Raw genomic sequence first — 24,280 nt, forward strand, 5'->3', positions numbered from 1 at the left:
GCGGTCACTCATCCGCAATGCAGGCGTGCGCATCAGCAACTTTGATGGCGTCCGGATCAGCGGCGCCACCGGGGTACGCATCAGCGCCGTTGATGACGTTTGCGCCTCCGGTCACGCAGGGGTGCGAATCAGCTCGCGCCAGGGTGTCCGGATCAGCTCGATGGACACGGTGCGTGACGGTGTACGCATCAGCGGCGCCGATCGCGGGGTACGGATCAGCGGGGCGGACCGGGGCGTGCGGATCTCGGCGCGCGACGGCGTCCGGATCAGCGGCGAGGCCGGGGTCCGGATCAGCGCGGCCGAGCGCGGCGTGCGGATCTCCGCCCACGACGGCGTCCGGATCAGCGGCAAGTCAGGCGTGCGCATCAGCGACGAGGCCGGGGTCCGGATCAGCGGCCAGGCCGGAGTCCGCATCAGCGGCGAGGCGGGTGTGCGGATCAGCGGCGAAGCCGGCGTGCGCATCTCCGCGCGGGACGGCGTGCGCATCTCGGCCAGGGACAGCGTCCGGATCAGTGGCGAGGCCGGGGTCCGGATCAGCGCGGCCGAGCGCGGGGTGCGGATCAGCGGGGCCGACCGGGGCGTGCGGATCTCGGCGCGCGACGGCGTGCGGATCAGCGGGCAGCACGGAGTGCGGATCTCCGGACACGCCGGAGTCCGCATCAGCGCTCGCGATGGGGTGCGGATCAGCGCCCAGGCAGCCCTGGCGGCCTGATCAGGCCGCGGGCTCCCCGAGGTAGGGCAGCCACTGCGGGTCCGCGTCGGGCACACCGGCCAGCAACCGCCAGTGCTGCCCACGCGGGGTGCGCGGCACCACCCGCAGCCGCCAGCCCAGCTCACTGAGCAGCTTGTCGGCCTTGCGGTGGTTGCAGCGGGCGCAGCAGGCGACGGTGTTCTCCCACGTGTGCTGGCCGCCCTTGCTGCGCGGCACCACGTGGTCGATGGTCTCGGCCCGCCCGGCGCAGTACGCGCAGCGGAACCGGTCGCGGTGCATCAGCGCGGCGCGGGTCAGCGGGATCCGGCCACGGTAGGGAACCCGGACAAACGTGCTCAACCGGATCACCGACGGGACCGCCACGACCTCGCTGGCGGAGTGAACCTGCAGGCCAGCGGCGTCTCCGTGGACGATTTCCGCTTTGCCGCAGACAAGAAGTACGATCGCTCGGCGCACTGGGAGAGCCGTCAGCGGCTCGAAGGTGGCATTCAGCAACAACACACGGCGTCGGCCCCATCCAGGGGTCGTCTCGCTAGGGGCCGCCCGTTCCTGCGCAGGTACAGGAACGCACGCGGCCAAGGCCGGCGGGATACCGTTCGAGGACGAACGGACCCGCGGCGTCTGCCCACCGGCTATGCCGATGGGAGTCGGTTGTCGGTCGGGCACGCGACCACCTCCACCGGATCACACGTAGTCGACCACATAATGCGCTGTTCGCGCACCTGTGATCTGTAACGTGTCGGGCAGGCTCGCCCGAATCTACGGTGAACGAGCGGCTAACCAGTGGAGTGACAACCGCGCATCGGTAGGGTTCCGATCGTGAGCCAGCACTCGTCCGCCCCCCGTTTCTACCCGCCCGCCGAGCGCCTCGACCTGGTCGACGAGCTGCACGGACATCGGGTGCCGGACCCCTACCGCTGGCTGGAAGACGCCGCCGACCCGCGCACCCGGGAGTGGTCGGCCGCCCAGGACGCACTCGTCGCCCCGGTGCTCTCCGAACTGCCCGGCCGGGAAGCGGTGGCCGGCCGGATCGGCACCCTCCTGCAGTCGGGTTCGGTGTCCGCTCCGTTCTGGCGCAACGGCCGCGCCTTCTTCACCCGCCGCCTGCCCGGCCAGGAGCACTCGGTGCTGCACGTCCGCGACGCCGACGGCGAGCGCGCGCTGATCGACGTGGCCACGCTGGACCCCTCCGGCCTGACCACCCTGGACTACTGGGTGCCCAGCCTGGAGGGCGACAAACTCGCCTACCTGCTCTCCAGCGGCGGCGACGAGGAGTCCCAGCTGCACGTGGTCGACGTGGCCACCGGCGCGCTGCTGGACGGCCCGATCGACCGCGCCCGCAACTCCCCGATCGCCTGGCTGCCCGGCGGCCAGGAACTGTTCTACGTCCGCCGCCTGGCGCCCGGCGAGGTGCCCGAGGGCGAGGAGCTGTTCCACCGGCGGGTGTGGCGGCACCGGCTGGGCGCGGACCCGGCCGCTGACGAACTGGTGCACGGCGAGGGCCTGGACAAGACCAACTACTACGGCGTGCGGCTGTCCGCCGACGGCCGCTGGCTGGTGGTCGACGCCACCCCCGGCACCGCGCCCAAGGAATCGGTGTGGATCGCCGACCTGGCCGGTGACGGCAAGTTGCGGCAGATCGTGGACGAGGTGGACAGCGCCTACTGCACCGCCTGGGTCGAACGCGACGGCAGGCTGTACCTGCTGACCACGGTGGACGCCCCGCGCTGGCGGCTGTGCGTGGCCGATCCGACCGAGCCGGGGCGGCAGCACTGGCGGGAACTGATCGCCGAGGACCCCGGTTCGGTGCTGGAGACCGTCCGCTGGCTGGACGGCACGCTCACGGTGCTGCGCAGTCGGCACGCGGTCTCCGAGATCCACCTGCACGATCCGGCCGACGGCAGCCACCTGACCCAGATCCCGTTGCCCGGCACCGGATCCGTGAACGGACTGTCCACTGTGGACAGTCTCACCACGGCGGACGCGGACACGCTGTGGATCGGCTGGACCGACTTCGTCACCCCGCCCAGCGTGCACCGGCACATCCGGTCCACCGGCGTCACCGAGCTGCTGGAGGCGGCCCCCGGCGCGGTCGAGGTGCCCGCGGTGCACACCCGGCAGCTCGCCTACACCTCCGCCGACGGCACCACCGTGCACATGTTCGTGCTCTCCCCCAGCGCCGAACCGGACCAGCCCCGCCCCACCCTGCTCGGCGGCTACGGCGGCTTCTCGATCAGCTACTCCCCGTCCTACAGCGCCTCCGCGCTGGCCTGGGTGGAGGCCGGCGGCGTGTACGCGCTGGCCTCCCTGCGCGGCGGCGGCGAGGAAGGCGAGTCCTGGCACCAGGGCGGCATGCGGGCGAACAAGCAGAACACCTTCGACGACTTCCACGCCGCCGCCGAACACCTCATCGACCAGGGCTGGACCACCAGCCCGCAACTCGCCATCCAGGGCGGCTCCAACGGCGGCCTGCTGATGGGCGCGGCCATCACCCAGCGCCCCGAGCTGTACCGCGCCGTGGTCTGCTCCGCCCCCCTGCTGGACATGGTCCGCTACGAGGAATTCCTGATCGGCCGGATCTGGAAGGACGAGTACGGCACCGCGGCCGAGGCGGACGAACTGGCCTGGCTGCTCGCCTACTCCCCGTACCACCACGTCAACCCGGGCGTGGCCTACCCGGCGGTCCTGTTCACCGTCTTCGAGTCCGACTCCCGCGTCGACCCCTGCCACGCCCGCAAGATGTGCGCCGCCCTGCAATCGGCCACCGCCGGCGACCCGGCCACCCACCCGATCCTGTTCCGCCGCGAGACCGACGTGGGCCACAGCACCCGCTCCATCTCCCGCACCATCACCCTCACCGCCGACACCCTGTCCTTCCTGGCCAACGCCACGGGCCTGACCTTCGGCGGCGATCGGTGAGGCGGCTGGCGGTCGCGGTGGCGGGGTGTGCACTGGCGCTGACCGGGTGCGCGGGCGGGACGACACCGCCGACCACGCCGCCGCCGACGAGCGCAGCTCCGACCACGAGCGCGGGCCTGGCCCCGCCGATCACCCAGCCGAAGCTGGACGCGGCGAAGTTCGCGAGCAGGCCCTGCGAACTGCTCACCGCGGCGCAGTACGGCACGGTCCGGGTCAGCAAACCGGGCAAAGAGGGCGACAGCGTGCTCGGCAAGGAATGCTCCTGGACCACCGCGCAGAACCCGAACACCAGCCTGAACGGCCTGTTCAGCGTTGCACTGAGCACCAAGGCCGACGCGGGCCTCAACGCTCTCTACGAGAAGAAGAGCACCTACGCGGCCTTCGAAGCGGCCACGGTTGCCGGATACCCGTCGGCACACGCCAACAGCGGTGTCCCCTTCGGTCAGGGCGACTGCTTCGGTTACACGGCCGTAAGCGACTCCGTGACGATCAGCGTCGGGGTGCAGATCAGCGACAAGGCGGCAGCCGAGTACAAGACCGCGTGTGGTCTGGCCGACCGGGTCGCGGAGATGGTGATCTCGACGATCCGCTCCGGAGCGTGACCCACTCCACTCCCGCGTCATGATTGCCATCTCGCTGCGTCACCACCGTTGACGGACTGTGTTCAATCGGGGACACAGTCCACAAACGAGGGTCGGGAACCTGTGGGAACCTGCCCTGCGATGTCGGCGTCAAACGATACGATGCGAGACGGCATCGAGCGCAGTAACTGGGAGGGTGTGACATGCCGCCACGGGATCCGGATGCGGATATCTCGCCAGGGCAGGCGAGGCTGAACCAGCACTACGCGACCGACTACTCGGCCGCGAAGACTGGCGGCAAGTTCAAGGTCGACAAGGCGCACGCGCAGAAGGCCATCGACGGCCTCAATGACGCGATCCTTGAACTCGACAAGATCGCGAAGGAAGCGGAGCGTCTGCGGCTGACCGCTGGACCTGGCCGGGATCCGTACAGCGCGGTCGCTGCCGAGAAGATCAACGACCGCGCCATCACCGGCGATGGCTGCCACGCCACTGCCAACAAGAAGTACCGCGAGGCCCTGGTGGGAATGGTCGCCAACCTGACGGCGGTCATGAAGGGCTACGCGGACGCTGAGGACATGAACCGCCAACTCGGAGGCAAGACCCAGTGAACCGCGTCGCGCTCAGCACGCTCGCCATCGTCGGTCTGGCCCTTGTCGCAGGGTGCTCCGGAGGGTCGAACTCCCCGAGCACCAGTGCGCAGCCGCCGACCAGCGGCGCCGCGACCAGCACCAGCGCGGCCGGTCTCGCACCGCCGATCACCCAGCCCAAGCTGGATAAGGCGGCGACGTTCGCCAGTAAGCCCTGCGACCTGCTCACCGCGGCGCAGTACGGCACGGTCCGGGTCAGCGCGCCAGGCAAGGTGGGTGAGAGCGTGCTGGGCCAGGAGTGCACCTGGCGAACCGCCCAGAACCCGAACACCAGCGTGGGCGGCTCCTTCAGCGTCGCACTGAGCACCAAGGCCGACGCCGGTCTCAACAACCTCTACGCCAAGCGCGACACCTACAAGGCCTTCGAGCCCGCCACGGTCTCCGGATACCCCTCGGTGCACGCCAACACCGGCACCCCGTTCGGGGAAGGTGACTGCTTCGGCTACACCAGCGTCAGCGACACCGTCACGATCAGCGTCGGTGTGACGGTCAACGACAAGGCGGCCGCCGAGTACAAGAACGCGTGCGGCCTGGCGGACAAGGTCGCGGAAATGGTGATCTCGACTATCAAGGGGGGTAGCTAGTCATGGCTCCTGATCCCTCGTGCATGCCCCGTCCCAACGCTTTCGACGGGAAGACGATCTACGAGTTCTTCCACAAGGATGCCAAGGGCGCCGAGGCCACCACGGACCCGAACTACGAGGCGTGGCAGAAGCTGGGCGACCGCTACCTCACCGTTCGCGACATGGTCGAGAACGCACTGAAGGCTGGCAAGGTGGCCTGGGAGGGCCAGGCTGCTGACCAGGCGCAGCTCGTGGCCTCGCCGCTGGCTGCCTGGGCCGGCGCCGCGAAGACCGTCTGCACTGACACCGCTTACAAGGTCGCTTCGCAGAGTGGTGACTTCCGGTCGGTCAAGGACAAGGTCGAGCTGCCGCCGGACCCGGGTGAGGAGCCCTGGCTCAACGGCGCCGCGTTCTGGGAGACCGACTACGACGAGGCCAAGCGGGTTCAGGGCGAGAAGACCAACGCGAACCAGCAGGCTCTGCTGGAGTACAAGGCGCAGAGCGAGACCAACACCACGAACATGCCGCAGTTCATCCCGCCGCCGCCGGTGACCCCGGAGACGAGCACGGGCAACCCGAACGAGGTTGATCCCGGCAAGCGGGACCCGAACAGCAACGTCGGGCGCATCGGTGGTGGGGATCGCAACGGCAGCGGCACGCCGAACATGCCGAATCTGCCGCCGCCCGGCTCGGACGGGCGGCCGCCCGGTGGCAACGACCAGCTCGACCCGAGTTGGAACAAGCCGCCGGTGGAGCCGCCGAAGCCGCCGCCGTTCACGCCGCCGCCGCTTACCCCGCCGCCTGGGCCGAACCCGCCGATGCCGCCGCCCATTGGTGGCTGGCCGCCGGGGCAGGGGCCCAACACCGGGCCTGGTCGTGGGCCTGGGGGTGGCGGCGGTACGCCGCCGCGGATGCCGGGGATGCCCGGTGGCGGTAGTGGCCGTGGTGGTGGCGGCGCCGGTGGGTTTGGGCCGCGAGGTGGCGGGTTCGGTCCCAGCGGGGGCGGATTCGGGCCTGGTGGGTCCGGTGGAGTCGGTGCTGACGGGCACGGGCCCGGTGGTGGGCGCGGTGGCGCCGCCGGCGGGGCTGGTGGCCGGGGTGGCATGGGCGCCGGTGGCGGTATGGGCGGCGGCGGAGCCAAGGGCGATGAGGACAAGGAACACAAGCGGCCCAGCTACCTGGTCGAGTCCGATGACATCTGGGGCGACAACACGCTGGTCGCACCGCCGGTCATCGGTGAGACGCCGCCCGGGTACCGCTGACGCTGAACTAGGAAGAAGCCGTGCTGAGAGCCAGAGTCACCATTTCGCTGCCCGCCTACGACGTGGTGTGGGAGAGCGAGAACCTGCAGGACAAGCACCCGACCCTGGGCATCCCCTCCTACGGGGAGACCTACCAGGACCGGCTTGACGTGCAACGGCGAGCCTGGCAGGAGCTGGAGGGGCTGGGCCTGGCCCGTGGCGGGCGGGCCCACCCCGACCTGGTGGACACCTTCCACATGCTCGAGCGGCCGCAGCGGGAGTTCTACGGCTGGTACAGCGTGCCCGGTGGCGGCGAGCAGCGGGCCGCGCTCGCCGCCGCCTCCGGGGACGAGGCGGTGCTGGCCGAGATCCTCGAGGAGAAGCTGGTGCTGTCCCCGGTGCGGCCGACCGGGCTGGTCGACGCGCTGGTCTCGGCGCTGCCGGACAAGCCGGCCGCGCGCGGGCAGTCGTTCAACTTCCCGGCCGAGACCTTCGGTGGCGGGGACGGCGGCGGCCGGGGCGGTGGGCGGCATTCGCGGCCCGCGGAGGACGAGGGCGGGTTCATGATGTCCTCGCGCAACAGCGGCGGGGCCAGCCCGCAGCGGCTCAAGGAGATCATGGACAAGCCGCGCACCGGTGGCGGTCAGCTGTTCGTGGCCGCCAGGGACCGGCTCGGCTCGCGCAAGCGCTCCGAGAGTCCGCTCACATTCATCGACAACGTCGACGGGCGCTACCTCGGGCAGAAGATGCGAGGTCCGGACGGTAGTCAGTGGGTCATCGTGGCCCCGGCGGACCGGCGCACACTGGCCCAGAAACTCACCGAGATGGCCGCCTCGGTCACCAACCGCTGAGACCGCTCCGTAACATGGCACCGTGCCGAACGTTGTCACCCAAGTTAGTGACATGACCGCCCAGTTGTCCGCGCGTGAACCACAGGAGTGGCTGTTCAGCTCGGCTGAGTGGCTGGCGAACAACCAGTGGATCATCACCAAGCCCATCAAGATCATTTTGGTCATGGTGGGCGCGTTCCTGCTGCGCTACCTACTCCGGCGGATGATCGACAAGCTGACGACGAACTCCAGCGCCGGGCGGGTGCCGGTGCTGCTGCGGCCGCTCAAGGAGCGGGCGCCGGAGGCGATCAAGGCGGCGGCCGGGCCGTTGCTGTCCGAACGGCGGGCGCAGCGGGCCAAGACCATCGGCTCGATACTGAAGTCGATCACCTCGATCCTGGTCTTCGGCATCGCGTTCCTGATGATCCTGGAAACGCTGACCATCGACATCACGCCGATCATCGCCTCGGCCGGTGTGCTGGGCGTGGCCATCGGTTTCGGCGCGCAGAACCTGATCAAGGACTTCCTGTCCGGCATCTTCATGATGCTGGAGGACCAGTACGGCGTGGGTGACGTGGTCGACCTCGGGCCGGCCACCGGCACCATCGAGACGGTGGGGCTGCGGGTCACCACGCTGCGGGATGTCAACGGCACGGTCTGGTACGTGCGCAACGGCGAGGTGCTGCGGGTGGGCAACTCCAGCCAGGGCTTCGCGGTCGCGGTGGTGGACTTCCCGGTGGCGCACAACGTGGACGCGGCCAGGGCCACCGAGCTGATGGCCGAGGTGGTCACCGACGCGGCGACCAGGACCCCGCTGCTGGAGGACGTGCTGGAGCCGCCGGAGGTGCTCGGCGTGGAGAAGGTCACCGCGGACACGGTGACCCTGCGGATGACGGTCAAGGTCCGCCCCGGCCGCCAGTGGGCGGTGCAGCGGGCGTTGCGGGCCAAGATCATGGCCGCCTACGACGAGGCAGGCATCGAACCGCCTTACCCGAACGGGCGGCCCAACGGACCCGAGGCGCCGCCTGCCCCGGAGAAACCCAAGAGCTGAGGCAACGGGGAGAATGGCTGCCATGGGCACTCCGGAGACCTTCTACGACCTCGTCGGCGGCGAGGACACCTTCCACCGCATCGTGGGTCGCTTCTACGCCGAGGTCGCCAAGGACGAGGTGCTGCGGCCGATGTACCCGGAGCAGGACCTCGGCCCGGCCGAGGAGCGGCTGCGGCTGTTCCTGATGCAGTACTGGGGCGGCCCGCACACCTACTCCGATCAGCGCGGGCACCCGCGGCTGCGGATGCGGCACGTGCCGTTCACCATCGGGCCGATCGAACGGGACGCCTGGCTGCGCTGCATGCGGATCGCGGTTGACGAGGCCGGACTGGATCAGGAACGCCGTGACCAGCTGTGGGCCTATATGGAGATGGCCGCTAACAGCTTGGTCAACTCCTGGGTGTGATCCAGACCGCGAAAGTCGGGAAACTCACGGATCACCCAACCGGGCCTTGAATGTCGGACCCGGATGGCAGGATGAACCATCGTGCGACGATCGCCCGAGGTGGACCCCGACATCGCCGGGGGCAGTGTTGATCCTGCCGCCGCGCCGCCCTGGTGGCGGGACTCCGTCTTCTACCAGGTCTACGTCCGGTCCTTCGCGGACTCCGACGGCGACGGAGTGGGTGATCTGGAGGGCATCCGGTCCCGGCTCGGCTACCTCGAACTGCTCGGCGTCGACGCGCTCTGGCTGACCCCGTTCTACCGCTCCCCCATGGCCGACCACGGCTACGACGTGGCCGACGCGCGCGATGTGGACCCGCTCTTCGGCGACCTCGCCGCCTTCGACCGGCTCATCGCCGACGCGCACGCGCAGAACATCAAGGTCACCGTCGACCTGGTGCCCAACCACAGCAGCGACCAGCACGACTGGTTCCAGGCCGCGCTGGTGGCCGGCCCTGGCAGCCCGGAGCGGGAGCGCTACATCTTCCGCGAGGGCCGCGGCCCGGACGGCGCGGAGCCGCCGAACAACTGGCCGAGCATCTTCGGCGGACCGGCCTGGACCAGGGTCGAGGACGGCCAGTGGTACCTGCACCTGTTCGCCCCGGAACAGCCCGACCTGAACTGGCAGCACCCCGAGGTCTGGGCCGATCTGGAGCAGACCCTGCGGTTCTGGCTGGACCGCGGCGTGGACGGGTTCCGCATCGACGTCGCGCACGGCATGGCCAAGCCGGCCGGGCTGCCGGACATGAACCCCGAGGACATGCCCGGCCCGCACCTGCTCTTCGACAACAACCGCGATCCGCGTTTCGACAACGACGGCGTGCACGACATCCACCGCATGATCCGCAAGGTGATGGACGAGTACCCGGGCCGGATGGCCGTCGGCGAGATCTGGGTGCAGGACGACGAGCGGATGTCCCGCTACGTCCGCCCGGACGAGCTGCACCTGGGCTTCAACTTCCGGCTGGTGGAGACCGACTTCGACGCCGATGCCATCCGCGGCGCCATCGACCACTCGCTAGCCGCGGTGCGCGAGGTGGGCGCGCTGCCCACCTGGACGCTGTCCAACCACGACGTCGTCCGGCACGTCACCCGCTACGGCGGCGGCGAGCTGGGCGTCAAGCGGGCGCGGGCGATGACCCTGGTCGAACTGGCGCTGCCCGGCGTGGTCTACCTCTACAACGGCGAGGAACTGGGCCTGCCCAACGTGGAGCTGCCGGACTGGGCGCTGCAGGACCCGTCCTGGGAACGCTCCGGGCACACCGAACGGGGCCGGGACGGCTGCCGGGTGCCGATGCCCTGGGAGGGCGAGCACCCACCGTTCGGCTTCTCCCCCGGCGACAACACCTGGCTGCCGATGCCGCCGGAGTGGGCCACGCTGACGGTGGAGGCCCAGCTGGAGGACCCCGGCTCGATGCTCTCGCTGTACCGGCAGGCCCTGGAGCTGCGCAAGAGCCACGAAGCGCTGCGCGGTGACGAGGTCGAGTGGTACGGCGCGCCCGCGGGCTGCTTCGCCTTCCGCCGCAAGCCCGGCGGGCTGATCTGCGCGCTCAACACCTCCGGCGCGCTGGTCCCGCTGCCGCCCGGCGAGGTGCTGCTGAGCAGCGGTCCGCTGGAAGGCGAGCACCTGCCGCCGGACACCGCGGCCTGGCTGGTCTGAACTGTGGGAAACCCGGTCGACGTGGGTCGGCCGGGTGCCGCAGGATCGGCGGCGATGAACACTGGACGCGCCGCCCTGCTGGTACTGGCCGCCGCGGTGCTGTTCGGCACCACCGGCACCGCCCAGGCCCTCGGACCCACCGGCCTGGACCCGCTGACTGTCGGCTCGGCCAGGGTGGTGCTGGCCGGGGCGGTCCTGCTCGGCCTGGCCGCCCTGCGCGGCGCGTTCCGGAACGTGCCGAGGGCGTCCTGGCCACTGGTGGTCATCGGCGCGGTGGGGGTGGCGGTCTACCAGGTCGGGTTCTTCTCCGGGGTGTCCCTGGCCGGGGTCGCGGTCGGCACCATCACCGCGCTCGGCTCCTGCCCCGTGTGGACCGGGCTGGTGCAGTGGCTGGTCACCGGGCAACGGCCCGGCGGCACCTGGCTGGCCGCGACCGGGCTCGCGGTGGCCGGGGTGGGCACGCTGGTGCTCTCCAGTCCCGGCACCGGCGGCAGCGGTTCGGACGCGGTGCTGGGTGCGGTGCTCGCGCTGGCCGCCGGGCTGGGCTACGCGATCTACACCGTGTGCGCGGCCAAGATGATCTCCGCCGGGCAGCGCTCGGACGGGACGATGGGACTGCTCTTCGCCGCGGGCGGACTCGCGCTGCTGCCGGTGCTGCTGTGGCGCTGGCCTGGCGGGCTGGACGGCGGCGATCCGGCCTGGCTGTCCGGGCTGGGGGTGATCGGCTACCTGGTGCTGGTGCCGACCGTGCTGGCCTACCTGCTCTTCGGCGCCGGACTGCGGGTGCTGCCCGCGGCGAACGTGGCCACGCTCAACCTGGCCGAGCCGGTGGTGGCCGCGCTGCTGGGCGTGCTGGTGCTGGGCGAGGCGTTCACCGGCGGCGGGGTGCTGGGCGCGCTGCTGGTGCTGGCCGGGCTGGGCCTGCTCGCGTTGCCGGGCAAGGAGAAGCGGCGGGAGCCGGTGGCCCCCGCCGCCTGAGCACTCAGACCAGCAGCGGCAGCAGGGCGTGCCTGCGCCGGACCACCGCGCCGAAGCGGGCGTCGATGCGCATCCAGGCGTCCGTCGCGGTCACCTTCACCACGTCGTCGGCCGGGCCGCCGGTGAGGAAACCCATGCCGGACAAGGCGAACAGCGCGCGCAGCGGCACCTTCACGTCCAGCCCGCTGCCGGAGACCGTCAGCACGGTCTGGTCCAGCAGCGAGGCGGGCGGGGTGCCGGTCGGGCCGGTGTTCTCCTTGGCCAGCTCCACCCCCCGGTCGGCCAGCTCGCTGATCACCGCGACCGGCAGCAGGTCCACGTGCAGCCAGCCGATGGCAGGCGGCAGCGCGGACCGCCACAGCATGTCCTTCGGCGGCCCGGGATCGACCCGTTCGCCGCCGACCACGGCCAGCGCGGTGAGCAGCTCGCTGCCGGTCACCGTGACGTCCGAGGGCTGGATCGAGCCCTGGATGGACCGGGTGGCCAGCACGTCGAACGGGGTGCCCGCCCAGGCGTCCAGCAGCCCGCCCTCGCGTTCCTTCAGCCGCACCGCCACCTGCTGGTCCAGTCGTACCGCCCTGGCCACGAACGCGCCGAGATCGTCCCGCTCCACCGGATCGGGCACGTGCAACTCAGCCAACACTCTCCCCCACCTGGTAACCGGCGAGGAACTCCCGCTCGGCTCCACTCAATCGTCGTGGTCGTTGTGCGGACACGTCGAAGGGGACCAGCGTGGTCCGCGCCGTCACCGCGACCGGGTCCCGCACCGTCGCGCCCGTGTGCAGAGTGTGCCGCACCACGAAGCTGGCGTGCCGCAGGTTCTCGATGCTCACCTCGGCGTAGACCTCGCCGCCGGTGTAGCGCAGCTGGCCCTTGTAGTCGACCTCCAGCCGGGAGAGCACCAGACCGTTGGACAGCTCGGCGAACCCGAGCCGCGCTGCCTGCACGAACAGCAGCCCGGCTCGGGCCTCCTCCAGCAGGGTGACCACGGCGGCGTGGTTGACATGGTGGAACACGTCCATGTCGGCCCAGCGCGGCCGCACCTGCGTGATGTAGACGGGCATCAGCGGACGATACTGCGCACCCGGCGAGCCACCACCGACAGCGTCGGCAGATCCAGCTTGCCGACCTCCTTGATCTCCTGCAGCGCGGCGCGGGCGCGGGTCAGCCTGGAGACGTTGGCCTGCTCCCACTTCTCGATCTTCTCCTCGACGCTGTCGTCCACGTCGCTGGTGCGCAGCACGTCCAGGGTGATCTCCCGCAGCGAGGCGTAGAGGTCGTCCCGCAGGGCCAGCCGGGCCAGCGCGTGCCAGCGGTTGCCGCGTTCCAGCGCGCTCACCGAGGTGAGCATCCGGTCCACGTCCAGGTGCTCGGACATCGCGAAGTACAGCTCGGCGGCCTCCCGCTGGCTGTGCTCGCCGACCACGTTGTCCCGTTCGGCCAGCTCGGCCACCTCGGTGACATCGAGCAGGCAGTAGGTGTGCAGCAGCGAGGCGATCCGCCTGGCCAGCTCCACCGGCACGCCGTCGGCGACCAGCTTCTCCGCGTGCTCGACCACCTGTTCGCGTTCCCGGCCGCGCAGCAGGTCGACGGTGTCCGGGCCGACCTGGCCGATCAGGTCCTGGAAGCGGGCGATCTCCGCGCCCACCGCCAGTGGCTGCGGCCGGTTGGACAGCAGCCAGCGGCAGGCCCGGTCCAGCAGCCGCCTGGCCTCCAGGATCATCGCGTCGGCCACCGCGGTGGGCACCACGTTGTCCAGCTCGTCGATGGCCCGCCACAGCGAGGGCAGGTCGAAGACCTTGGTCACGATGGCGAAGGCGCGCACCGCGTCGGTGGCGCTGGCGTTGAGTTCCTCGGTCAGCCGGAAGGCGAAGGACACGCCGCCGCCGTCCACGACCTCGTTGACCAGCAGCGTGGTGGTGATCTCCCGGTGCAGCGGGTGCCTCGGGATGGCCTCGCCGAAGCGTTCCCGCAGCGCGGACGGGAAGTACTCGGGCAGCCGCCGGGCGAACGCGCCGGACTCGGGCAGATCGCTGGCCAGCACCTCGTCCTTGAGCGCGAGCTTGACGTGTGCCAGCAGCGTGGCCAGTTCCGGCGAGGTCAGCCCCTGGCCGCTGGATTCCAGGGCCTTGAACTGCTCGCGGCTGGGCAGCGCCTCCAGGGTGCGGTCCAGCCCGGTGCGCTTCTCCAGGGCGGCGACCAGGCGGGCGTGCACGGACAACATCGGCGCGGCGTGCGCGCGGCTGATGCCGAGCACCGCGTTCTGCCGGTAGTTGTCCGCCAGCACCAGCTCGGCGACCTCGTCGGTCATCTCGGCCAGCAGCTCGTCCCGCTGTGCGCCGTCCAGCCTGCCGTCGGCGACCAGCCGGTCCAGCAGGATCTTGATGTTGACCTCGTGGTCGGAGCAGTCCACCCCGGCGGAGTTGTCCAGCGCGTCGGTGTTGACCTTGCCGCCGGCGCGGGCGAACTCGATCCGGCCGAGCTGGGTCAGGCCCAGGTTGCCGCCCTCGCCGACCACCTTGACCCGCAACGCCTTGCCGTCCACCCGCAGCGCGTCGTTGGCCTTGTCGCCGACCTCGGCGTGCGATTCGGTGGAGGCCTTGACGTAGGTGCCGATGCCGCCGTTCCACAGCAGGTCCACCTGGGCGAGCAGGATGGCCTTCATCAGCTCGGCCGGGGACAGCTTCGCGATGCCCTCCGGCAGGCCCAGCGCCGCGGCCACCTGTGGGGAGACCGGGATCGACTTGGCGCTGCGCGGGAAGACCCCGCCGCCCTCGCTGATCTTGGCCCGGTCGTAGTCGTCCCAGGAGGAGCGGGGCAGCGCGAACAGCCTGCTGCGCTCGGCGAAACCACTGGCCGCGTCCGGGGCCGGGTCCAGGAAGATGTGCCGGTGGTCGAAGGCGGCCACCAGCCGGATGTGCTCGGAGAGCAGCATGCCGTTGCCGAAGACGTCGCCGGACATGTCGCCGACGCCGACCACGGTGAACTCCTCGGTCTGGGTGTCCAGCCCCAGCTCGCGGAAGTACCGCTTCACGCTCTCCCAGGCGCCGCGGGCGGTGATGCCCATGGCCTTGTGGTCATAGCCGACCGAACCGCCGGAGGCGAAGGCGTCGCCCAGCCAGAAGCCGTAGTCCTTGGCCACGCCGTTGGCGATGTCGGAGAAGGTCGCGGTGCCCTTGTCCGCGGCGACCACCAGGTAGGTGTCGTCGCCGTCGTGCCGCACCACCTGGTCGGCCGGGATCACGGTGCTGCCGTCCGGGCCCGCCTGCAGGTTGTCGGTCAGGTCGAGCAGGCCGGAGATGAACATCCGGTAGCAGGCGATGCCCTCGGCCCAGAACGCCTCGCGGTCCAGCCCGGCGTCCCCGGTGGGCTTGGGCGGCTGCTTGACCACGAAGCCGCCCTTGGCGCCGACCGGCACGATCACCGCGTTCTTCACCGCCTGCGCCTTGACCAGGCCCAGAATCTCGGTGCGGAAGTCCTCCCGCCGGTCGGACCAGCGCAGACCGCCGCGGGCCACCGGGCCGAAGCGCAGGTGCACGCCCTCGACCCGGGGCGAGTACACGAAGATCTCGAACCGCGGCCGCGGTTCGGGCAGGTCCGGGATGGACCTGGGCTCCAGTTTGAAGGCCACGTAGGAGCGCGGCTGGCCCTCGGCGTCCCGCCAGAAGTAGTTGGTGCGCAGGGTGGCGTTGATCAGGGTGAGGTAGCTGCGCAGGATGCGGTCCGCGTCCAGGCTGGTGACCTCGTCGATCCGGGCGGCCAGTTCGGTGCGCAGGTTGTCCGTCTGCACCTTCCTGGTCTCCTCCGAGACGGCCGGGTCGAACCGGGCCTCGAACAGCCGGACCAGCGCGGTGGCCACCTCGGTGTGCGCCAGGACGGCGTCCTCGATGTAGTCCTGGCTGTAGGGGGTGCGGGCCTGGCGCAGGAACTTGGCGTAGGCGCGCAGCAGCGCGGCCTGCCGCCAGGTCAGCCCGGCGCGCAGCACCAGCTGGTTGAAGCCGTCCACCTCGGCCTGCCCGCGCCAGGCGGCGGCGAATGCCTCCTGGAAACGGGTGCGCACGGTGTCCAGGTCCTCGGTGGCTATCCGCTCCAGCACCGCGGGCTCCAGCCGCAGGCCGAAGTCGAAGATCCAGCACTGGGCGCCGTCCTCGCGGCGGATCTCATACGGCCGCTCGTCGACGACCTCCACGCCCATCCGCTGCAGCATCGGCAGCACCTGGGAGAGGGTGACCCGGCGGCCGCACAGGTACAGCTTGAACCGGCGCTCGCCCGGTTCGGCGTGCTCGGGCACGTAGAAGGAGAGCGCGGACTGCCCGTCCTGATCCAGCAGGCCCTGCAGCCTGCGCAGGTCGGCCAGGCCCTCCTCGGCGGAGAAGTCCTCCTTGTAGGCCTCCGGGAAGGCCAGCGAGTAGCGCTGCCCCAGCTCGTTGACCGACTCCGAGCCCGCCTGCACCACCGCTCCGGTGGCCTCGAACTGAGCCTGCCGTTCGGCCAGCACCGCGTCCACCATCAGGTCGTCCCAGCTGCGCACCGCGTCGGTGAGCTGCTGCTGGATCCGGGTGGTGTCCGGCACCGAGTCCACCGCAGGGTCGGTGTGCACCATGAAGTGCACCCTGGCCAGCTGGGACTCGCCGATCCGCGCGCTGTACTCCAGCGAGGTGCCGGACAGCTCGGCCAGCAGCACCTCCTGCATGGCCAGCCGCGAGGTCGTGGTGTAGCGGTCGCGCGGCAGGTAGACCAGGCAGGAGTAGAAGCGGCGGTAGGGATCCCGGCGCAGGAACAGCCGCAGCTTGCGGCGTTCGGCCAGCGCCAGCACCTTGGTGACGGTGTCGTAGAGCGCGTCGGTGTCGATGGAGAACAGCTCGGTGCGCGGGTAGTTCTGGATCTCCTCCAGCATCCGCTGCCCGGAGTAGGACTCCAGCGGGAACCCGGCGCGCCGGATGACCTCGCGCACCCGGTTCTCGATGACCGGGATCTCCAGCACGTTGTCGTGCAGCGCGATGGTGGTCAGCACACCGAGGAAGCGGTGCTCACCGGTGACCTGGCCGTCCGCGCCGAAGGTCTTCACGCCCACGTAGTACGGGTAGACCGAGCGGTGCACGGTGGAGGGCGCCGATGCCTGGGTGAGCACCAGCAGCTCGGGCGCCAGCGCCTGCGCCGCGGAGTCGGGGCCCGCAGTCAGGCTGCGCGCGGCCAGGCTGTCCTGGCGCAGCACACCGAGACCGGAGGCGAGCACCGCGCGCAGGGCCGGGTCGCCGTCGGGGGTGTCCCGGACCAGCTCGTAGTGCCGGTAGCCGAGGAAGGTGAAGTGGCCGTCGGCCAGCCAGCGCAGCAACGCGGCGCCGTCGGCGACCTCGGTGCCCGGCAGCGGCGGCGGGGTGCTGCTCAGCTCCTCGGCGAGCTGGATGGCGGTGCCGCTCATCTTGTCGGTGTCCTCGACGACCTCGCGGACGTCGTTGAGCACCGAGAGCAGCCGCTGCTCCAGCTCACGGGCCCGGTCCGGGTCGGTGATGAGGTCGACTTCCAGGTACATCCAGGATTCGGCCAGCGCCTCGGCAGGCGGGTTGGCCGGATCGGCGTCGGTGAGCACCTCGTGCAGCCCGCCGGCGACGTCCCGGCGCACCACGACGATGGGGTGCACCACCCGCTGGGCCTGCACGCCACCGCGGGACAGTTCGGCGGCCACCGAGTCGACCAGGTAGGGCATGTCGTCGGTGACGATCTGCACCACGGTCGCCGGGCAGCTCCAGCCGTCGGCCCCGGCGCTGGGGTTGAGCACCCGGATCGCGGGCCGGCCCGGCACCCGGGCGGCGGCGAGTTCGTAGTGCGAGCGGACGGTCCCGGCGAGCACGGCGGGCTCGTCGTCGGTGACCTCCTCCGCGGGCGCGTGGCGGTAGTAGAGCCGGATGAGGTCGCCGATCTCCGGCGCGGTCGCGGCTGCGCGTGCCAGCAGCTCGTCGCGGACCTGTTCGGGGCTGGCCTGCACTTCGGGGGTGGGGTCAGCGGGGGTAGTGGTCTCGGTACGTGACGGTGCGGCGCCCAACGGTGCTCCGGTCGGTTTCAGGTGCGGCTTGCTCCACAGCTCCCCGGCACCTCGGTGTGCCGGGACCAGGTTCACCCTACGACTCCAGTTCGCTTCCCGTGGGGGCAGGGAGTCTCGGAAAGGGCGCTGGCCAGCAACGGAATCGGTAACCGAAACGATCAAGCGTCCACCTGGTGGTGAGGTGTGACTGAGATCGCGTCACTTTGGTGCCGTCCGGGTCACCCGAAGGACGGATCCCGATTCGGCGGCGTCCAGGCCTGCTCCCGCGGCACATCGACCACCCGCGGCTGCGGTTCGGTCGGGTCCTCGACATCCGGATACCGCGGCGGCTCGGGCAGCATCGAGGCGTTCGCGGTCGCGTCCATGGCCCTGGCATACCCGAACGGATCCGGATCAGGCGCCGCGAACGGATCGGGTTCCCCGGTGATCTGGGGGCCGCAACGGCCAGTGAAGGGGCCGTCGTCCTCCGCGCCCGCCGAGGGCTGGATGGGTGGGTGGAAGCCGCTGACCTCGGCGGACCGGGGTTCGGCGCGGTGGAAGGTCACCTCGTTGCGGAGCAGATCGGCCGGGTTCATCGGCTCGACGACGACCGCAGGGGGGTAGACCGGGTCGGCGGGGCTGCTGGGGCGAGCGGGCACGACCGGGTCGTAGGAGAAGTCGGCCGGACCGGGCGGGGTGCCATAACCGGGCTCGGCCGGGTGCGCCGTGTCCTGGTCGTAGCCGGACTCGGCCGAGCTGTGGCCGTAGCGGGGTTCCGCCGGGGGCGCCGGGTCGTGGCCGTAGCCGGATTCAACGGGATCCGCGGAGTTTTCGGTGTATGCGGGGTAGCCGGCTGGGTCCGCGGAGTAGCCCGGTTCCGCCGGATGCGCGGGCTCCGGGGTGGCCGGCTGGTAGCCGGGGGCCGGTACGCCGTCGACGGTGAAGCCGTGGCTGTGCTCGGCTGCCGGGGGCTCGGTGTCCGCCGGTGCGGGGCTCTGGTCGGCGTAGTCGGTCCCGGGGTCCTCGCGGCGGCCGGTCTCGTAGGCGGCGAGGGCCTCGGCGAGCAGTTCGGCGAGCTTGGCGTCGCCGCGGGAGCGACGTTCGAGCTGGTCGGTGTGGTGGGTGTCGCTTGGGTGAGTCTCGGTGTGCTGGGCGTCGGCGTGCTGGGCGTCGGCGTGCTGGAGGTCGGTCCAGGCCGGGGGCTGCGGGGCGGGTTCGAGGTCCCGGGGGGCGAGGTCCGGATGCGGCTGGGCGGCCTCGGGCTGAGCAGGCTCGGGCCGGGCGGACTCGCGCGGCGCGAGATCCGGGTGCCTGGCCTCCGGCTGCGCGAACTCGTGGTGCACGACGGGCTGGTGGTCCAGTTCGTCGTGGGTCGCGGGTCGGTGGTCCGACTCGTGGTGCGCCACTGGCCGGTGATCCTGCTCCTGGTGCACGACGGGCCGGTGATCCAGATCCCGATGCGCCGACGGCTGATGATCCGGCTCGTCGTGCGCGACGGGCCCGTGATCCGGGGCGTGGTGCGAAACCGGCTCGTGCTCCGGGGCGTGGTGCGCCACCGGCCCAGGGTCCGAGGCGTGGTGCTTGACCGGCTCGTGGTCTGGGGTGTGGTGCGTGACGGGCTGGGGGTCCGGGGCTTCGGCGGGCCGGGGCGGCGGGGGCAGCGCGGGCTCGTAACCGCCGTCGGATTCGGTGTCCCGCAACGCCTGCGACCAGTCGAAGTCCAACGCCTCCGCCAGCGAGGACCTGCGCCGGACCCGCGGCCCCGGAGCGGGCGCCGGTTCCTCGACGACCGGCGGCTCCACGGCCACCGGCTCGGGCTCGACGGCCACCGGCTCGGGCGCCGGTTCGGGCTCGGGTGCGGACGCCGGCTCTTCGACGGGGACCGCGGGCTGGGCCTGGTAGTCAGCGGTGGCCGCCCGCACGGACGCGAAGTCCGCGGGCGGCGCGACCGGTTCCGCGACAACCGGCCGCAGCCCGGTTAACGAGGCCGCGTCCAGTTCCGGGGGCCGGGGCGTCTGGTCGGTGATGATCGGCTGCGGCGCGGTCGGCGCCTCGAAGAACAACGGCTGCTCGGACTGCCCGAGCGGCGCCGGCTCGGACGGCGGCAGGGCGGCGAACCGGGCTTCGTGCTCGGGCGCGGCGCGGCGGCCGGTGGCTTCGGAGCGGGTGTGACCGCTGGTGGCCTCGGCGGAGGGCTGCTCGGTTGCCGGGTGGGGCGGGGCGGGGAACGCGCCGGTTGTGTGGGGGGTGTTGGCGGTGGCGGGGTTCGTGGCGGTGAAGTCGGTGGGCGCGCTCGGCCGGGGGCCGGGGGCCGGGTAGCCGGTGACCGGGCTCGGAGTGTCGAACTCGGCGGGTCCGGCCGGGTGGTGGCCGGAGGTCGCGTTCGAGGGCTCGAAATCGGGGGCTTCGGCCGAGCGTCGGGTGGCGGGGGTGGGCACCTCGAACTCGCCGGTCTCGGTGGCCCGGCGGGAGGGGGTCGCGTTCGGCGCGGCGAACTCGCCGGTTTCGGTGGTGCGACGGCCGGAGGGCGCGCTTGGCACCTCGAACTCGCCAGTCCCTGCGGCGCGACGGGAGGGGGTCGCACTCGGCATCGCGAACTCGCCGGTCTCGGCGGCGCGGCGGGAGGGGGCTGCGTTTGACGCGGCGAAGTCGCTGTTCTCAGCGGTGCGGCGGCTGGGGGTCGGGTTCGACGCGGGGAGTTCGCCGGTCTCGCCGGGGCGGCGACCGGGGTTCGGGTTCGGCGTCGCGAACTCGCCGGTCTCCGTGGTGCGGCGAGCGGAGGGCGGGCTCGGCATTGCGAACTCGCCGGTTTCGGTGGTGCGGCTCCCGGGGGGCGCGCCTGGTGTTGCGAACTCGCCAGTCTCGGTGGTGCGGCTACCGGGGGGTGTGCTGGGCAGCTCGAACTCGCCGGTGCCTGCTGAGTGGTGATTGGCGGTGGTGCTGGGTGCGGGCTGGGCGGCGGCGTGGGTTGCCGGGGCCTCGAAGTCGGGGGGCCGGGGCGCGGTGAACTCGCCGGTCGCGGTCGCACGGTGGGGAGTGGGGGCCGGAGGGTCGAACTCGGTGGGTGGCGTCGCGTGCTGGCTGGGGTTCGGCGGGGCGAAGCCGGCGCTGGGGGTTGGGGGGTGGGTGGCGAAGGTGGGGTGCGGGGTGTCCGCGTTGGTGGTGTTCGCGCGGCGGGCGGCCCGGGATTCGGTGGGGGGCGGGAGGTCCGTGGCGCGGAAGCGGGGTGGGGTGGTGGCGTGTTTGGCCCTGGCCAGGGCGCGGTCGGCCTCGGTGATGAGGACGTCGGCGCGGGTGCCCGGCCGGTGCTGGGCGACGCCGGTGTTGACCGTGACGGGCAGGGCCGGGGACAGGCCGGCCACCTCGGTGCGGAGCTGCTCGGCCCAGCGCTGGGCCTGGTCCTGGGTGGCGCCGGGGAGCAGGACCGCGAGTTCCTCGCCGCCGACCCTGGCCACCGCGGCCTGCTGGGGGGCGGTGTCGCGGACGCGGTCGGCCACGGTGCGCAGCAGCTGTTCGCTGACGTGGTGGGGGGCGGTGTCGTCGAGTTTGCCGACGTCGAACAGGACCAGGGCCAGGGCGTGGCCCGGGTCGCCGCCGTTGACCACGTCGTCCAGTCTGCGGCGGAAGCCGCTCTGGTTGAGCAGGCCGGTCAGGTCGTCGATCTCGGCGGCGGTGCGGCGCAGCATGGGGACCGCGCCGCGCGGCGTGTCGCGGCGGACCCTGCCCCTGCGGAGCATCGCGGTGACCTGTTCGCGCAGGCCCGCCGCTGTCTCGCCCTGAAGCTGGGGCACCGGGATCTGTTCGATCAGGGCGACCCGGACCCGGTGCACGGCGCGCTGCCGACGGCGTTCGGCGGCGTAGGCCGTGCGCAGGCAGGACAGCGCGTCCGCGTAGTCGCCGCCCATCTCGTGCACGTGCGAGAGCGCGGTGAGGCTTTCGGCCAGCAGGGGTTCCAGGCCGTGCCGCTGGGCTGAGTCGGCGGTGGCGCCGAGGAGTTCGGCCGCGGTGTCCGGTTGACCGGAGGGCAGGTAGTGCCGGGTAGCCAGGGCCAGCCGGATCCAGCCGGCGCTGGAGGCCACTGGGGCGCGGACCGGCTGGTCGAGCAGGTCGTGCGCGGCCGAGCGCGCCTCGCCGGGACGGTTGGAGTCCAGCAGGGCGCAGACCAGTTGCAGGATCAGGCGGGCGCGGGCGTGCCCGCTGTCCGCGGCTGGGTCGGCGAGCTGGTCCAGCAGGGCCAGGCCTTCCCTGGCCGCGTGCACCGCGGCGGGCAGGTCGCCCCAGCGGCGGTGGTGGGCCGAGGCCACCGAGTGCAGCAGGCCGCGCAGCACCAGCACGACGTCCGGCTCCAGGTCCGGGTCCTCGCCGTAGAGCTGGTCGGCCTCGGCCAGTGCCTCGGCCAGCTCCGGCACGCTGCCCAGGTGGGCCAGGCAGTCCACCAGCTGGACCATGGCCGCCGCGCGCAGGCTCCGGGGCGCCGTGCCCGCCTCCAGTACGGGGCGGAGCACGGCGAATCCGGTCAGTGGCGCGCCGACCACCCTGGCCGCGTTGGCCAGCTCGACCCGCAGCCGCCAGGCCAGTTCGGTCTCGTCCATGGCCTCGGCGGCCCGGAGCGAGGCCACCGCGCGTTCGGCGACGACCACCCCCTGGCCGAGACGGTTGAGCGCGAACAGCGTCAGCGTCTCGGCCCGGAGGCGGGTGTGCTCGTCACCGTCGGCGACGGCCAGTTCGGCGGCCCGTTCGCTGAGCAGCCTGCTCAGCTCCGGCGCACGCCAACGAAGTTGCCAGGCCGAGACGACGAGTGTCCCAGCCTTGCCGTTCTTCGCCCGCTCTGCGCCCAAGGCCGCCACGGAGTTCCCCGTTCAGCCTCGTGTGAGCTTGCGATGTGTGACCCGGTGCGGACGCGCGGCGTCCGGGCCGAGCCGGTCGATCTTGTTCTTCTCGTAGCCCTCGAAGTTGCCCTCGAACCAGAACCACTTCGACTCGTCCTTGTCGGTGCCCTCCCACGCCAGGATGTGGGTGCACACGCGGTCCAGGAACCAGCGATCGTGCGAGATGACCACCGCGCAGCCGGGGAACTGCTCAAGCGCGTTCTCCAGTGAGCTGAGGGTCTCCACGTCCAGGTCGTTCGTGGGCTCGTCGAGCAGGATCAGGTTGCCGCCCTCTTTGAGCGTCAACGCCAGGTTCAGCCGGTTGCGCTCACCACCGGAGAGCACGCCCGCCGGCTTCTGCTGGTCCGCGCCCTTGAAGCCGAACGCGCCGACGTAGGCGCGCGAGGGCATCTCGACGTGGCCGACCTTGATGTAGTCCAGGCCGTCCGAGACGACCTCCCAGACGTTCTTGTTCGGGTCGATGCCCCCGCGGCTCTGGTCGACGTAGGACAGCTTCACCGTCTCGCCGACCTTGACCACACCGGCGTCGGGCTGCTCAAGGCCGACGATGGTCTTGAACAGCGTGGTCTTGCCGACGCCGTTCGGGCCGATCACGCCGACGATGCCGTTCTTCGGCAGGCTGAAGGACAGCCCGTCGATGAGCACGCGGTCGTCGAAGCCCTTCTTCAGGCTCTCGACCTCGACCACCACGTTGCCCAGACGCGGGCCCGGCGGGATCTGGATCTCCTCGAAGTCCAGCTTCCTGGTCTTCTCCGCCTCGGCGGCCATCTCCTCGTACCGGCTCAGCCGGGACCGGGACTTGGTCTGCCGGGCCTTGGCGTTGGAGCGGACCCAGTCCAGCTCGTCCTTGAGCCGCTTGTGCAGCTTCGCGTCCTTCTTGCCCTGGACGGCCAGTCGCTCGGCCTTCTTCTCCAGGTAGGAGGAGTAGTTGCCCTCGTAACCGATGGCGCGGCCGCGGTCCAGCTCCATGATCCACTGGGCCACGTTGTCCAGGAAGTACCTATCGTGGGTGACCGCCAGGACGGCGCCCGGGTAGTTGGCCAGGTGCTGTTCCAGCCACAGCACGCTCTCCGCGTCCAGGTGGTTGGTGGGCTCGTCGAGCAGCAGCAGATCGGGCTTGGACAGCAGCAGCTTGCACAGCGCGACCCGGCGGCGCTCACCACCGGAGAGGTGGGTGACCTCCGCGTCACCCGGCGGGCAGCGCAGCGCGTCCATGGCCTGCTCCAGCTGGGAGCCGATGTCCCACGCGTCGGCGTGGTCCAGCTCCTCCTGGAGCTTGCCCATCTCCTCCATCAGCTCGTCGGAGTAGTCGGTGGCCATCTGCTCGGCGATCGCGTTGAAGCGGTGCAGCTTCACCATGATCTCGCCGACACCCTCCTCCACGTTGCCGAGGACGGTCTTCTCTTCGTTGAGGGGCGGCTCCTGCAGCAGGATCCCGACCGTGGCGCCTTCAGCGAGCTGGGCGTCACCGTTGTTCGGCTGGTCGAGGCCCGCCATGATCTTGAGCACGCTCGACTTGCCCGCCCCGTTGGGACCGACGACGCCGATCTTCGCGCCCGGATAGAAGGCCGTCGAGACGTCATCGAGGATCACCTTGTCCCCGTGCGCCTTGCGGACCTTCCTCATGGTGTAAATGAACTCGGCCATGGCCGCGATCGTAGAGCGGTGCCCAGGGGGCCACGTACTGCGGTCGGGCGGATCCGCTCAGAGAGCGTCCGGACTTCTCGGTGAACGGCTCCA

The 24,280-nt window shown here is 71.3% G+C and carries 17 protein-coding genes; 11 read left to right on the top strand and 6 right to left on the bottom strand.

The window, feature by feature from the left end:
* Window positions 1-160 precede the first annotated feature (160 nt).
* Window positions 161-712, top strand: a complete 552-nt coding sequence (locus MZC64_RS25435; protein WP_247759170.1) for an autotransporter outer membrane beta-barrel domain-containing protein — start codon at window positions 161-163, stop codon at window positions 710-712.
* Here the strand turns inward: MZC64_RS25435 and MZC64_RS25440 are convergent, their stop codons facing one another.
* The gene (locus MZC64_RS25440) at window positions 713-1,378 is read right to left on the bottom strand and encodes an HNH endonuclease (RefSeq protein WP_374205791.1); all 666 of its coding nucleotides are present in this window, start codon (window positions 1,376-1,378) and stop codon (window positions 713-715) included. It lies immediately after the preceding gene.
* A gap of 153 nt (window positions 1,379-1,531) precedes the next feature.
* Here MZC64_RS25440 and MZC64_RS25445 point away from each other — a divergent pair, with 153 nt between their 5' ends.
* The 10 genes from MZC64_RS25445 to MZC64_RS25495 all read left to right on the top strand — a co-directional run bounded on the left by MZC64_RS25445 (window position 1,532) and on the right by MZC64_RS25495 (window position 11,629).
* On the top strand, window positions 1,532-3,631 hold the full coding sequence (locus tag MZC64_RS25445; RefSeq protein WP_247759168.1) for a prolyl oligopeptidase family serine peptidase: 2,100 nt from the start codon (window positions 1,532-1,534) through the stop codon (window positions 3,629-3,631).
* Window positions 3,628-4,233: a DUF3558 family protein gene (locus MZC64_RS25450; RefSeq protein WP_247759167.1), complete on the top strand. Its 606-nt coding sequence runs from the start codon at window positions 3,628-3,630 to the stop codon at window positions 4,231-4,233. The genes MZC64_RS25445 and MZC64_RS25450 overlap by 4 nt, the downstream gene beginning before the upstream one ends.
* 182 nt (window positions 4,234-4,415) lie before the next feature.
* Complete coding sequence (locus MZC64_RS25455) at window positions 4,416-4,823, top strand: hypothetical protein (RefSeq protein ID WP_247759166.1); 408 nt, start codon at window positions 4,416-4,418, stop codon at window positions 4,821-4,823.
* Window positions 4,820-5,446, top strand: a complete 627-nt coding sequence (locus tag MZC64_RS25460) for a DUF3558 domain-containing protein (RefSeq protein WP_247759165.1) — start codon at window positions 4,820-4,822, stop codon at window positions 5,444-5,446. The genes MZC64_RS25455 and MZC64_RS25460 overlap by 4 nt, the downstream gene beginning before the upstream one ends.
* Window positions 5,447-5,469: 23 nt before the next feature.
* Window positions 5,470-6,687 carry a hypothetical protein gene (locus MZC64_RS48005; RefSeq protein ID WP_282105812.1) on the top strand — a complete coding sequence of 406 codons (1,218 nt, stop codon included), beginning with the start codon at window positions 5,470-5,472 and terminating at the stop codon, window positions 6,685-6,687.
* Window positions 6,688-6,707: 20 nt separating this feature from the next.
* Window positions 6,708-7,517: an ESX secretion-associated protein EspG gene (locus MZC64_RS25475; protein ID WP_247759163.1), complete on the top strand. Its 810-nt coding sequence runs from the start codon at window positions 6,708-6,710 to the stop codon at window positions 7,515-7,517.
* 52 nt (window positions 7,518-7,569) lie between these two features.
* Entirely contained in the window at window positions 7,570-8,547 is a 978-nt protein-coding gene (locus tag MZC64_RS25480) for a mechanosensitive ion channel family protein (protein WP_247759162.1), read from the top strand.
* Window positions 8,548-8,569: 22 nt separating this feature from the next.
* Entirely contained in the window at window positions 8,570-8,953 is a 384-nt protein-coding gene (locus MZC64_RS25485) for a globin (protein WP_247759161.1), read from the top strand.
* Between the two features lie 99 nt (window positions 8,954-9,052).
* The gene (locus MZC64_RS25490) at window positions 9,053-10,651 is read left to right on the top strand and encodes a glycoside hydrolase family 13 protein (RefSeq protein ID WP_374205798.1); all 1,599 of its coding nucleotides are present in this window, start codon (window positions 9,053-9,055) and stop codon (window positions 10,649-10,651) included.
* Between the two features lie 54 nt (window positions 10,652-10,705).
* The gene (locus tag MZC64_RS25495; protein ID WP_247759160.1) at window positions 10,706-11,629 is read left to right on the top strand and encodes a DMT family transporter; all 924 of its coding nucleotides are present in this window, start codon (window positions 10,706-10,708) and stop codon (window positions 11,627-11,629) included.
* A 4-nt stretch (window positions 11,630-11,633) separates the two neighbouring features.
* Here the strand turns inward: MZC64_RS25495 and MZC64_RS25500 are convergent, their stop codons facing one another.
* The 5 genes from MZC64_RS25500 to ettA all read right to left on the bottom strand — a co-directional run bounded on the left by MZC64_RS25500 (window position 11,634) and on the right by ettA (window position 24,187).
* On the bottom strand, window positions 11,634-12,269 hold the full coding sequence (locus MZC64_RS25500; protein WP_247759900.1) for a hypothetical protein: 636 nt from the start codon (window positions 12,267-12,269) through the stop codon (window positions 11,634-11,636).
* Window positions 12,262-12,693 (bottom strand): thioesterase family protein, encoded by a 432-nt coding sequence (locus MZC64_RS25505; protein ID WP_247759159.1) that lies wholly within the window; start codon window positions 12,691-12,693, stop codon window positions 12,262-12,264. The genes MZC64_RS25500 and MZC64_RS25505 overlap by 8 nt, the downstream gene beginning before the upstream one ends.
* Entirely contained in the window at window positions 12,693-17,615 is a 4,923-nt protein-coding gene (locus MZC64_RS25510) for an NAD-glutamate dehydrogenase (RefSeq protein ID WP_247759899.1), read from the bottom strand. Before MZC64_RS25510 ends, MZC64_RS25505 begins: the two co-directional genes overlap by 1 nt.
* A gap of 275 nt (window positions 17,616-17,890) precedes the next feature.
* Window positions 17,891-22,498 carry a GGDEF domain-containing protein gene (locus MZC64_RS25515; protein WP_247759158.1) on the bottom strand — a complete coding sequence of 1,536 codons (4,608 nt, stop codon included), beginning with the start codon at window positions 22,496-22,498 and terminating at the stop codon, window positions 17,891-17,893.
* Between the two features lie 12 nt (window positions 22,499-22,510).
* A complete protein-coding gene (gene ettA / locus MZC64_RS25520; protein ID WP_247759157.1) occupies window positions 22,511-24,187 on the bottom strand; it encodes an energy-dependent translational throttle protein EttA in 1,677 nt (558 codons plus the stop codon).
* Between the last annotated feature and the right edge of the window lie 93 nt (window positions 24,188-24,280).

It is taken from the genome of Crossiella sp. S99.2 (assembly GCF_023094165.1).
GTDB lineage: Bacteria > Actinomycetota > Actinomycetes > Mycobacteriales > Pseudonocardiaceae > Crossiella.

What these genes read in the sequence shown, in the direction of transcription:
- MZC64_RS25455 (WP_247759166.1), top strand. Translation starts at nt 4,416, where the DNA reads ATGCCGCCACGGGATCCGGATGCGGATATCTCGCCAGGGCAGGCGAGG.
- MZC64_RS48005 (WP_282105812.1), top strand. Translation starts at nt 5,470, where the DNA reads ATGCCCCGTCCCAACGCTTTCGACGGGAAGACGATCTACGAGTTCTTC.
- MZC64_RS25505 (WP_247759159.1), bottom strand. Translation starts at nt 12,693, where the DNA reads ATGCCCGTCTACATCACGCAGGTGCGGCCGCGCTGGGCCGACATGGAC.
- MZC64_RS25435 (WP_247759170.1), top strand. Translation starts at nt 161, where the DNA reads ATGGACACGGTGCGTGACGGTGTACGCATCAGCGGCGCCGATCGCGGG.
- MZC64_RS25485 (WP_247759161.1), top strand. Translation starts at nt 8,570, where the DNA reads ATGGGCACTCCGGAGACCTTCTACGACCTCGTCGGCGGCGAGGACACC.
- ettA (WP_247759157.1), bottom strand. Translation starts at nt 24,187, where the DNA reads ATGGCCGAGTTCATTTACACCATGAGGAAGGTCCGCAAGGCGCACGGG.
- MZC64_RS25495 (WP_247759160.1), top strand. Translation starts at nt 10,706, where the DNA reads ATGAACACTGGACGCGCCGCCCTGCTGGTACTGGCCGCCGCGGTGCTG.
- MZC64_RS25480 (WP_247759162.1), top strand. Translation starts at nt 7,570, where the DNA reads ATGACCGCCCAGTTGTCCGCGCGTGAACCACAGGAGTGGCTGTTCAGC.